Genomic DNA, 11379 nt, shown 5'->3' with positions numbered 1-11379 from the left:
GTAAATCTTAAATAAGGGAACAATTCAGGATGTTCGAGAAGTTTACGGATAAAGCCAAGAGAGTTCTTTTCATAGCCCGGTACGAGGCAAGTCAGAGCGGTAGCCGCGTCATCGGAACGGAACACATCCTCCTTGGTCTTCTCAAAGAAGGAGAAGAAATCACGAGGGAGATCTTTGAGAGAGCCTGTATCGACATGGAGCTCCTCCAGGCAGAGATCGAGTCCAGAGGGCCCACCAAAGAGAAGATATCGACATCAGTTGAGATCCCGTTCAGCGAAGAAACCAAGAAGGTGCTTCTCTGCGCGGAAGAGGAGGCCGAGAAACTGATGCATCACTTTGTTGGAACAGAGCATCTGATCCTCGGGCTCTTGAGGATTGAGGACTCCATTGGCGGAAAGATCCTCATCGAAAGGGGGATGAAGCTCTACACAGTCAGAGAGGATGCCGTCACCATCAACAAGAAACGATACGGGCAAAAGAAGAGAAAGGAGACCCCTTTTCTAAATGAGTTCAGCAGGGACCTGAGCGAGATGGCGGCCAGGAAAATCTTCGATCCTCTGATCGGAAGAGAGACCGAACTGGATAGAGTCCTTCAGGTTCTTTCCAGGAGGAGAAAGAACAATCCCGTCTTGATCGGAGAAGCCGGGGTTGGGAAAACAGCCATCGTGGAAGGGCTTGCGCAAAAAATGCTTGAAGGGGATGTCCCTCCGGCACTCCAGCACAAACGGATCCTCGCTCTCGACATTTCGCTCATCGTCGCCGGGACAAAATATAGAGGCCAGTTCGAGGAGAGGCTGAAGGGGATACTCTCAGAACTTCAAGGGACCGACGATATCATCATCTTCGTGGACGAGATTCACACACTCATCGGAGCAGGCTCCGCAGAGGGCTCCCTGGATGCGGCAAGCATTCTGAAACCGGCCCTCTCGAGAGGGGAGGTGCAGTGCATCGGGGCGACTACTCCCCGTGATTATCACAAGTACATCGAGAAGGATCGCGCGCTCGTGAGGAGGTTCCAGCCCATCAAGATCTCCCCGGCGACGGAGGAGGAAACAATCAACATCCTCACTGGAGTCAAGGAGAGGTACGAGAGGTTCCATAGGGTGAGGTACACCGATGAGGCTATCCGGGCAGCGGTCTATCAGTCTAACCGGTACATCACGGATCGATTCCTTCCCGACAAGGCTATCGATGTCATTGATGAGGCGGGAGCCCGGGTGAAACTTATGGGAAGACCTTCCAGTATGGAGTTGCGCCGCATCGAGAGAGATATGAAGAAGGCGGAAGAGGGGATGAAGGGAGCCCTCTCCGAGAAAGATTTTAACAGGGCCGTGGAGTTTCACAGCGATGAGACCAACCTTAGAAGGACATATGAAGAGCTAAAGGCAAGGTATGAGAAAGAATCCAATCTCGTCCTCGAAGTAACGAGGGCGGAAGTGGAAGAGGTCGTCTCCAGGTGGACCGGTATCCCTCTCTCTTCCGTCATGGAAGAGGAAGTCGATAAACTATTAAAGATGGAAGACTATCTCCATGAGAGAATCATTGGGCAGAGCGATGCCATCTCGGCTCTCTCGCGAGCCATCCGGAGATCGCGTGCGGGTTTGAAGAGCCCGGTCCGCCCGGTCGGTTCCTTCGTCTTCCTGGGTCCCACAGGGGTGGGGAAGACGGAAGTTGCACGCCGGGTGGCGGAGTTCCTCTTCGGAAATGAGAAGGCACTGATCCGTTTCGACATGTCCGAATACATGGAAAAACATTCCATCGCAAAAATGATAGGGTCCCCTCCCGGGTACGTGGGCTACGAAGAAGGGGGGATCCTCACCGAGAGAGTCAAGAGAAAACCCTATTGTGTGATCCTCCTCGATGAGATCGAGAAGGCTCACCCCGATATCCTTAACATCCTCCTCCAGGTCTTCGAGGATGGGCAGCTCACCGATGCCTATGGCGATGTAGTCGATTTCAAGAACAGCATCATCATCATGACCTCCAACATCGGTTCTACAAGGATCACCAGGGGAGGACCAATGGGATTCAAGTCCAGCGACGAAGCGATGGCTTACAAGGATCGAAAGGAGATCGTCTTGAACGAGGTCAGAAAAACATTGAGCCCGGAATTCCTGAACCGAATTGATGAGATCATCGTCTTCGACTCTTTATCAGAAGAGCAGCTCTGGCAGGTGGCCAGGCTCATGGTGAAGGATCTCAACAGAACCCTGTCCAGTAAGAATATCGAGGTGAAACCTGTCGAAGAGGTCTATCAGTGGCTCGTCAAAAGCACTTGCACGGATCGCTCTTACGGGGCGAGACCTCTCCGGCGCGCCATCCAGAAGCACATCGAGGATGTGATCTCCGAGTCCCTTATCCAGGGGAAGTTCCAGGAGAAAGATATCATTGAGGTCTTCCTCGAAGGGGGAAAACTTTCCTTCCGAAGCGTTATCAAAACGGCCCTTTAAAACTTGCCTGGCGGGATTTTTCATGTAAAATAGTTGCGACATGAATCATCTTCGCTTCAGTTCCACGAAAAGAAGGTAATGCGTAAGCCCATAAGTCCCATAATTTTCGCCTGCACTCTTGTCATATTCCCCGTCATGGCATTTTCTGCGCAGGAGATCATCGAGAAGATTGAGCTGACGGGGAACACATACTTCACGAAGGATGCATTCTTTCATCTACTGACTCTGAAGGAAGGTGACCCTTACGACGAAGATAGGATCAAGAAGGAGTATAAGAAACTCTGGGATTCCGGCTATTTCAGCGATCTCTCGGTCGAATCCGAGGATGGTGAGAAGGGAAAGATCATTCGGTTCAGGATCAAAGAGAGAGCCAAGATCACCGGGATCGAGTATGACGAAGTCAAGACCATCACGCGCACAGAGATTGAAGACCGTTTGAAGGAGAGGGGAATCAGCTTCAAGACCAATGTTCCTCTCGATATGAAGACCATCTGGAAGGTCGAGGAGACGATCAAGGAACTCCTGGGGGCCAAAGGATATCTGGATGCAGTGGTCAAGGCGGAAATCAATCCTATCACAGCAACGACTCGAACTGTCCATTTCAAAATCAAGCGCGGCAGCAAGACGAGGATCAAGAAGATTGATTTCGTTGGCAACAAGGTATTCCGGGGCAGAAAGCTCAAGAATACAATGAAGTACACGAGGGAACACTGGTTCCTGTCGTTCCTCACCAAGAAAGATCTCTATCATCCATCAAAGTATGAAATGGACATAGGTACCGTCCGTGACATATACCTCAACGATGGCTACATGGATATCAAGCTCGGCACCCCCATCGTCGAGGTGAGGGAAGAGAAGAAAAAGGAGAAACCTCTAAAGCCTGAGAAGGAAGAGAAAAGAACAAAGAAGATCACAGAGCTCGAGAGCAAGATGAAGGCCATGGAAGAGAAGAAGGAAACGGACAGGAGGGCAGAGAAGAAGCGAAAGAAAAAGATCGAGAGGCTGCGCACCGATCTCAAGAAGAAGACGGATAAGCTGCAAAGGAGGAGGGAAGAGGTCGGGGAGGTCAAAAAGTGGGTCTATCTCACGATCCCGGTGACGGAAGGGTCTCGCTACACCTTGGGTGACGTCAGCATTACCGGAAACACGGTCTTCACCGAGGAACATATCAGGAAGAGGGTTCCCCTGAAGAAGGGAGACATCCTCAACGAGGGGCTTCTGAAGGTGGCCGTCGAGGTCATCACGGCGGACTACGGAGAGAAGGGATATCCCTATGCCTCGGTGAACCAGCAGAAGACGAGGAGAGAGGGAAACATCGCGGATGTCCTGATTCAGATCGACGAGGACCAGCAATACTATATCGAGAAGGTGGAGTACTTCGGGAACAATGTGACCAACGACAGTGTTCTGAGGAGAGAGATGAGGCTGAATGAAGGGGATCTCTTCAACAGGAAGAAGATGAACCTGAGCTTGGTGAAGCTCAACCAGCTCGGCTACTTTGCGCTTACCGAGGAACCTGTAATCGAACCGATTCCTGGAGAGAACCGGGTCAGAATAAAGATTAAAGGGGAAGAACGTGGCAGGAATGAGATTCAGGTAGGAGGAGGTTACAGCGGCCTCGAAGGGGCATTCTTTGCCGGATCTTATTCCACGAAAAATTTCCTCGGGAGAGGAGAGGTCTTCTCCATATCACTTCAGATCGGTGGAAGGAGCAACAGGTATTCGCTATCTTTCATAGAGCCGTGGCTGTTCGGAAAGCCATACACTCTCGGTTTCAACATCTATCACACACAGATCGATTTTGGAAGGAATCTGAAGAGGACCGGGCAGGGTGGGGGGATCATCCTCGGCAGGCAATTCGGTTACTTTACAAAGATCAGGCTGGATTACAACTTCGAGGATGTCGAATCTGATGACATTTACGGGAACATCCAGGAAACGAGGATCAGCAGCCTCACCCCTTCCGTTTACTACGATACCGTCAACAACCCGTTCAAACCGAGCCGTGGCTTTCTCGTCGGGTTGACTGGAGAGCTCGCGGGAGGCTTCCTGGGAGGGGATGTGAATTTCTATAAGCCGCGGCTTGAATCGACATACTATCTCCGCTTCATCAAGAAGACTTTCTTCGGGATACATGCCGAAGGAGCTTACATCGGTCCCTTCGGCGAGATGGATCTTGCAGGTTTTGTTGACGGTGTTCCCCGATTTGAGCGCTTCTTCCTCGGCGGAGACTATCTGGGGCCGAGGATCTATGAAACGCGTTCCATCTCTCCCATAAGAAAAATGACGTTTCCCTATAAAGATCCGATCACGGGTGAGGAAAGCAGCTATGAGATGGAGGTCTATGTGGGGGGGAACAAGTACCTCCTGGTGCAGCTCGAGTATGTCATCCCCATTTCCGAACCGGTCTCTTTAGTCTTTTTCTATGATGCGGGGAACTCCTTCGATAACGGCCAGAGGATATCATTTTCCGATATGAGGATGTCCGCCGGGATTGAGTTGCGGTTCTACATCCCCATGTTCCAGGTCCCCCTCCGGCTCATCTACGGGATCCCGATCAACGAGCAACCCTACGATGAGATCAATCGGTTCCAGTTTTCCATCGGAACAAGCTTCTAGCTTTCTGCTATAATCTTTGAACAAAAGGAAAAAGCGATATATCAATGAAAGGAGATTTTAACGTGAGAGGAAAATGGTTGGTATTGGGACTGATACTCTTATTCATTCTGGGAACTCCGGTCTTTTCTCAGGTCAAGATCGGGGTCTTCGACTCTCAAAGAGTGAGCGAGGAAACGGAGGAAGGCAAGAAGTACGCGCAGGAGCTGGAGAGGACAAGGAATGCCAAACTCGCAGAGATCGAAGCCAAGCAGAAAGCGATCGGCGATCTGCAGAGCCAGCTCTCGGCCCAGGAGATCTCTCTTAGTGCAGAAAAGAGAGAGACGATGCTCAAGGAGATTCAGAAGAAGAATGTCGAACTTCAAAGGTTGAGAGACGATGCCAGCAGGGAGTTCCAGAACGAGCTTCTGGAAGCCCAGAAGAAATTTCAGGATGAACTGATCCGGATTGTCGAGGAAATAGGGAGAGAACATGGTTTTGCGTTGATCTTCGAGAAGATCCAGTGCATCTATTATTCCGGCGCTGTTGATATCACGAATCGGGTCATAGAGAAGTTCAATCAATCCTACCTGGAAAAGCAGAAACAGCCGCAGCAGACGCCTCCGCAACAGCAGCCCAAATCTCAGGGGGGAAAATAGGAGAACGCTGTGGGAAAGGAATGGACCCTGAAGGAGATCGCCGATAGGGTGAGAGGCGATGTCGCAGGCGATCCGGCATTGATCATCAAAGGGGTCATGCCGCTCGAGACGGCGCGCGATGGCTTCATCTCCTTCCTGTCCAATCCAAGATACAAGGATAAAGCAAGGACGACAGAAGCTTCCGCCATCATCGTCTCCCGGGACATGGTCCTGGAAGGAAAAAGCCTCATCCGGGTCGAGAACCCCTATCTTGCATTCGCCATCGTCCTGGAAATGTTCCATGCCGAAGAGCATATACCGACAGGTATCAGCCCCGACGCAAGGTACGGAAAGGGCTGCAATCTGGGTAAGGAAATCTCGATTGCTCCTTTAGTCACCATCGGGGATAACTGCGTGATCGCGGACAGGGTCAGGCTTTTTCCTGGAGTCCACGTTGCAGATGACTGTTTCATCGGAGCCGAAACTATCATATACGCCAATGTCTCCATCTACCGGAAATCGAAGATAGGTTCCCGCGTCATCATCCACAGCGGGACGGTAGTGGGAAGCGATGGATATGGGTTTGCCACGGATCGAGGGAAACACCACAAGATCCCCCAGGTCGGAGGAGTCGTCATCGAGGATGATGTCGAGATCGGCTCCAACTGTTCCATCGATCGGGGCACCATGGGAGATACTGTCATCCGCAGAGGGACAAAGATCGATAACTTGGTACAGATCGCTCATAATGTTGTCATCGGGGAAGATTCACTGATAGTCGCCCAGGTGGGGATATCGGGAAGCACTGAGATCGGGAAGGGGGTCATTTTCGCTGGACAGTCGGGAGCGGCGGGCCACCTGAAGATTGGGGATGGAGCCATCATCGCCGCAAAATCAGCCGTTTTCGAGGATATTCCGCCTAAGGCTTATGTGGCCGGCTATCCTGCCATCGATAACATGCGGTGGAAGAGATCACAGATTACCTTTGAGAGGCTCCCTGAATTCCGCAACGAAATCGTGAAGTTGCGTGAGCGGATAGATTGGCTCGAGAAAAAATTACGCGGGGAGGGGTAATGTTTGATATTAAACAGATTATGTCCATCATTCCGCATAGATATCCCATGCTGCTGGTGGATAGAATCATCGAATTGGAAGAGAACAGAAGGATCGTCGGGATCAAAAACGTGACGGTTAACGAGCCGTTCTTCCAGGGACATTTTCCAGGGAATCCCATCATGCCCGGTGTCCTGATCATAGAAGCCATGGCGCAGACGGGAGGCGTTCTTCTCCTCCATTCCGTTCAGGAGAGGGAAAAGAAGCTCATCTATTTCATGTCCATCAACAATGCCAAGTTCCGCAAGCCCGTCATCCCCGGAGATACTCTCAGGCTGGAGGTTGAAGTCCTGAACCTCCGTTCATGGACATGCAAGCTCAAAGCAGTGGCGAAGGTTGACGAAAGCATAGTAGCCGAGGCTGAGATCACGTCGGCCATGGTCGACAGATAAAAAAATCGCGCTTGCCCCATCTCTTAGATTTTAATTCGATGAAGATCAGTCGATGAAAATAGACGAAGAGCCATAACGATGAGCAACACAACGTTCATAGATTCGAGGGCAACAGTCAGTCCAAAAGCGCAGATCGCTTCCGGTGTCTCCATCGCTCCATATGCAGTCATCGGCGACAATGTGAAGATCGCTGAGAATTGTCGGATTGGAGCACACGCATTCATCGATGGAGACACAGAGATCGGGGAAAACTGCAGCATCTTTCCTTTCTCTTCAATCGGAACCTATCCGCAGGATCTTAAGTTCAAAGGAGAGAAGACTAAATTGAGGATCGGAAAGAACAATACTTTCCGGGAGTTCATCACGGTGAATCTGGGGACGGCAGGAGGTGGCGGGATCACAACGATCGGCGATAGCAACTTTTTCATGGCATACAGTCACATCGCCCATGACTGCCACATCGGGAACGGAACGATCTTCGCCAATGCGGCGACCCTCGCCGGTCATGTCGAGGTAGAAGATTTCTCGACCATCGGCGCCTTCTCGGGAGTCCATCAGTTCTGCCGCATCGGAAAATACGCCTTCATCGGAGGATATTCTGTCATCACACAAGATGCCCTTCCCTACGTGCTGACCGTGGGGAACAGGGCAAAATCCTATGGAATCAACGTCATCGGGCTTCAGAGAAGAGGCTTCCAAAAGGAGCCCATCGAGGCGATAAAGAGCGCATATATGACCATCTTCAGATCGAAGATGCTTCTCAAGGATGCTCTGGCGAAAGCGGAGTCTGAGTTCGGAAGTTTCGAGGAGGTCAGATATTTCTGTCAGTTCATCAGGGCCTCCAGACGGGGCGTCATCCGCTGAAGGAGGGACACACCGCCGTCGGAGGCGATCTTCCATCCATGCTTCATCAACTTGTGGCGAAAGATCCCATCTATACAGCATCTAAAAGCGAGGAATCAGACTATTGAAGTTTAAGTGGATCGTCGATTAAGGAGTGAGAAATGGTAAGAGTGGCCGTCATCGGAGTAGGGCATCTGGGTCAGCATCACGCGAGGATCTATTCGTCTCTCCATGGCTGCAGGCTCGTCGGCGTAGTGGATGTCAACAGAGAACGGGCGAAAGATGTCGCAGAAAAGTATGGTGTGAAATCCCTGGACTTCGGAGATCTCTTTGGCAGAGTCGATGCCGTCAGCATTGCCGTCCCCACGATCGACCATTTCATGGTAGCTTCGGCATTTCTGAACAACGATTGCCATATCCTCGTGGAGAAGCCGATGGCCGCCACGATTGAGGAGGCGCAGATTCTTATAGATCTGGCCCGAAGGAAAAACAGAGTCCTCTTCGTCGGTCACACGGAACGTTTCAACCCGGTCGTCCAGGAAGCCCGGAAGAAGATCGCGGATCCAGGATTCATTGAGACCCACAGGCTGGGTACTTTTTCTAGAAGGAGCACCGACATCGACGTCGTCCTCGATCTGATGATCCATGACCTTGATATCATCCTGAACATGGTCCGCGACGAGATCGAATCGGTTGACTCCATCGGCGTGAGGGCGCTCACGGATAAGATCGACATCGCCAATGCCCGGATCAGATTCAAGAGAGGATGCGTGGCCAACATCACGGCGAGCAGGATCAGCAAGGATAAAGTGCGAAAGATCAGGATCTTCCAACCGGAGAGCTACATCTCCATAGATTGCGCCGCCCAGGAGGCACAGTATTATCATCTGGTCCGCGGTGAATCTGAAACGCCGCAGATCAAGATTGAAGATCTTGCGGTGGAGAAGGATGAACCCTTGAAGAGAGAGATCGTCTCATTCTTGACCTCCATCAGGGAGGGAAAGCCTGCGGAGATTCCCGGAGAAGATGGGGTGATGGCCCTTTCACTTGCCTTCAGGATCCTCGAAGGGATGAAAGGATAAAAGGCTATGGACCTGAGGCATGAAACGATCGAAGAGTTCCTGAAAATCTGCATCGCGGAGAGGCGCTTTCCTGGCGCCGTCTATCTTGTCGGCGAAAGGGATAGAATAATCGCCATGGGCGCGCTGGGCTATTCAGTCCTGGAACCGATCAAGATTGAGATGTGCGAGCGGACGATCTTCGACATTGCCTCTCTCACCAAGCCGCTCTGCACGGCCCTCCTGGCCGTTATCCTAGCTGGGCACCGCATCTTCAATCTCAACGATGGCATTCATAAATTCCTCCCCCGGTTCAAGGAAGGACAGAAAAAAAGGATAAAGATAATTCACCTTCTCGCACATATGTCGGGACTTCCGAGGTGGCTTCCCCTTTACCTTCATGGAGATGACCTGGAATCCCGCATCACATATCTGAGCCGGATCGATCTGAAATTCACTCCCGGAGAATGGGTTCTCTATGGCTGCCCCGCGTACATCGTCGCCGCTGAGATCATCAAAAGAGCGGCGGGGGAGAGGATTAATAAACTCTTCAGAGACCTCGTCACGACCCCCCTTAAGTTAAAAGAGACAGGCTTCAATCCCCCTACCGGAAAGTTAAGAAGAATAGCGGCATCAGAGAGAGGGAATCAATTCGAGAAAAGACTTGCTTCTGGCATGGAGAAAAAGGAGGCGGCGAGGTATGCAGGTTGGAGGAAGAAAGTGATCTGGGGAGAATCCCACGACCACAGCTCGTTCACGTTGGGAGGGATTGCCGGTAACGCAGGACTTTTCTCCACCGTGGAAGAACTCTTCGTGCTCTCGAAAGAATTCCTTGGATTTGGCAGAGGCATCTTGGACCGGTCCGAGCGGAACTTCTTCCTGAAAAATCTCACGGAAGGATTGAACGAGGATCGTACTCCCGGATGGCAGATGGCTTCCTCGAAGGAAAGTTCAGCGGGACCATATCTATCCGATTCCTCCATCGGTCATACCGGTTTCACCGGAGTATCACTGTGGATTGATCCCGATAGAAAGAGAACCTACATCCTCCTCACCAACAGAACCCATCCTGTTTACAGGGAGTTCAACATGAACGCCATTCGAAGAAGATTCCACAGAATCGCCGCCTCCCTGTGAACTCCCTTCAATTCATTTTCGAGCAATCCTTGTATGTCCACAAAGGGAAAAGGTGATAATATTATTTTGCAATGAATATGCGGTTGTCATCCATCTTCAAAGCTATTATTTCCTCATGCCTTAAAGCCATCCCTTCAAGAAAGGAATTCAGCATCTTTCACGCGACGATCCTGGCCCTCTTTTTTCATTTTCTATTTCTTCTCTTCTTTCAGGATATAGCATCCGCGTTCTTTGAGCCCATCCCTCTCTACAAGATGAAGCCTCCAGAGAAAGAGATTAAGTTCACCCTCGTCGATAAGAAAGAAGAGATGAGGCGCGAGGAAAAACCGAAGGAGATCCAGAAAAAGGAAATTCCGGCGAGAGAGTTTACCGAGAAAAAGGTCGAGAGAGTCCTGATTCCGGATCCCGAGCGGATGATCCCGGCTGCAAGGGAGGAAACCCGAGATCTGATAGCTGGGAAAGTTCCTCTCTTCGCACCTGACAGATCGGAAGCCGTACAGATGCAAAAACAAGATGCCGGTAAGGTTGATCCAGGGATCAAACAGGAAGGAACGGTTGAAACCAGGAAAGAGGGGAAAACCCTGCCGGGCGAGATCCCACCCGAAAATAAGAAAGAACGGTCGAGAACACCGGTGATCCGCAAAGACCTCTTCGGCGATCTCCATGTGACGCCCCCTGCATCAGCGCAGGGCTCAGGCCAGCCGCACGGAGCAAGCATCAACTACGATTCCGGTTTCTCTCCGAACCTCTCCTTCGAGACGAAGGATTTCAACTGGACCGATTATGCGAGCGCTATCTACATCGCCATCTGGAGGTCGTGGCACAACAGGCTCTATCTTACCCTCGGCAATTTCGAGAGGTGGAGCATCGAGAATAACAGCCCCGGAATCAACAGTGTCACTGGAGTCACCTTCGTCATAGAAAGGAACGGTAACATCAGCGAGATCGCGCTGCTGTATAGTTCTTCCATCGAACCGCTGGATGCCTCCGCAATCGACGCGTTGAAGGAGGCGATACTTCCACCGCTGCCCTCCCATTTTCCCAAGGAGAGGGAACGTGTCACCGCCCGGTTCATTGCCGAAACGAGCATCAAGGCAATGCGATACTGGCTTCCCATCTACAAATACTACGGCTATTTTTAGTTTGAGTAAAA

At 51.2% G+C, this 11379-nt stretch carries 9 protein-coding genes; all 9 read left to right on the top strand.

Features of this window, described 5'->3' with window-relative positions; translation table 11 throughout:
- Positions 1-29: 29 nt before the first annotated feature.
- The 9 genes from AB1756_09400 (at position 30) to AB1756_09360 (ending at position 11368) form a co-directional block, all read left to right on the top strand.
- Positions 30-2450: an ATP-dependent Clp protease ATP-binding subunit gene (locus AB1756_09400; GenBank protein MEW5807544.1), complete on the top strand. Its 2421-nt coding sequence runs from the start codon at positions 30-32 to the stop codon at positions 2448-2450.
- Between the two features lie 78 nt (positions 2451-2528).
- The gene (gene bamA / locus AB1756_09395) at positions 2529-5069 is read left to right on the top strand and encodes an outer membrane protein assembly factor BamA (GenBank protein MEW5807543.1); all 2541 of its coding nucleotides are present in this window, start codon (positions 2529-2531) and stop codon (positions 5067-5069) included.
- A 77-nt stretch (positions 5070-5146) separates the two neighbouring features.
- Entirely contained in the window at positions 5147-5704 is a 558-nt protein-coding gene (locus AB1756_09390) for an OmpH family outer membrane protein (GenBank protein MEW5807542.1), read from the top strand.
- Between the two features lie 9 nt (positions 5705-5713).
- Complete coding sequence (gene lpxD / locus AB1756_09385; GenBank protein ID MEW5807541.1) at positions 5714-6757, top strand: UDP-3-O-(3-hydroxymyristoyl)glucosamine N-acyltransferase; 1044 nt, start codon at positions 5714-5716, stop codon at positions 6755-6757.
- Entirely contained in the window at positions 6757-7188 is a 432-nt protein-coding gene (fabZ, locus tag AB1756_09380) for a 3-hydroxyacyl-ACP dehydratase FabZ (protein ID MEW5807540.1), read from the top strand. The genes lpxD and fabZ overlap by 1 nt, the downstream gene beginning before the upstream one ends.
- A 78-nt stretch (positions 7189-7266) precedes the next feature.
- A complete protein-coding gene (lpxA, locus tag AB1756_09375; protein MEW5807539.1) occupies positions 7267-8052 on the top strand; it encodes an acyl-ACP--UDP-N-acetylglucosamine O-acyltransferase in 786 nt (261 codons plus the stop codon).
- Positions 8053-8192: 140 nt separating this feature from the next.
- Complete coding sequence (locus AB1756_09370; protein MEW5807538.1) at positions 8193-9113, top strand: Gfo/Idh/MocA family oxidoreductase; 921 nt, start codon at positions 8193-8195, stop codon at positions 9111-9113.
- A gap of 6 nt (positions 9114-9119) precedes the next feature.
- Entirely contained in the window at positions 9120-10226 is a 1107-nt protein-coding gene (locus AB1756_09365) for a serine hydrolase domain-containing protein (protein MEW5807537.1), read from the top strand.
- 71 nt (positions 10227-10297) lie between these two features.
- On the top strand, positions 10298-11368 hold the full coding sequence (locus AB1756_09360; GenBank protein MEW5807536.1) for a TonB C-terminal domain-containing protein: 1071 nt from the start codon (positions 10298-10300) through the stop codon (positions 11366-11368).
- Positions 11369-11379 lie beyond the last annotated feature (11 nt).

This window comes from Acidobacteriota bacterium, from assembly GCA_040752675.1.
GTDB lineage: Bacteria > Acidobacteriota > Polarisedimenticolia > JBFMGF01 > JBFMGF01 > JBFMGF01.
The sequence above is the reverse complement of the archived record's forward strand: the minus strand, read 5'-3'. Positions and strand labels throughout refer to the sequence as shown.